This is a genomic window from Oleiphilus sp. HI0067, from assembly GCF_001635735.1.
On the sequence record NZ_LWFI01001645.1, the window covers coordinates 1 to 673 of the forward strand.

Consider the following 673-nt stretch of genomic DNA (forward strand, 5'->3'; position numbering starts at 1 on the left):
AGCCGTCAACGTCAGCATCGGTCATAATAATGATGCTATGGTAACGAAGTTTTTCAATATCGTATTCTTCACGACCGATACCACACCCCAGCGCAGTAATTAATGTGCCAACTTCAGCAGAAGACAACATTTTATCGAAACGCGCTTTTTCGACATTTAAAATCTTACCTTTCAGCGGCAAGATCGCTTGGGTTTTTCTATCACGCCCTTGCTTAGCTGAGCCACCTGCTGAGTCACCCTCCACGATGTATAGTTCAGATAAAGCCGGATCTTTCTCTTGGCAATCTGCCAACTTACCTGGTAAGCCAGCGATATCTAAAGCACCTTTACGTCTTGTCATTTCTCGTGCTTTTCGGGCTGCTTCTCGTGCTCTTGCCGCTTCAATCATTTTGCCAACAACAGCTTTAGCTTCTTGTGGAGCTTCCATTAGATATTCACCAAATGAAGCATTCATCTCTTGTTCAACTGCTGATTTAACTTCTGACGAGACCAATTTATCTTTAGTCTGAGAAGAGAACTTAGGATCTGGAACTTTGACAGAGATTACCGCTGTTAGCCCTTCTCTAGCATCATCTCCAGACGTTGCTACTTTAGCGTTCTTACCCAACCCTTCCCGATCAATGTATTGATTGAGAGAGCGTGTTAGAGAGGCTCTAAAACCTGCTAAATGCGT

The 673-nt window shown here is 43.8% G+C and carries 1 protein-coding gene; it reads right to left on the minus strand.

Annotated elements, in window-relative coordinates; genetic code table 11:
• Window positions 1-673, minus strand: a 673-nt coding sequence (locus A3739_RS26580) for a toprim domain-containing protein (protein ID WP_231877156.1), incomplete at both ends; no start/stop codon positions are given.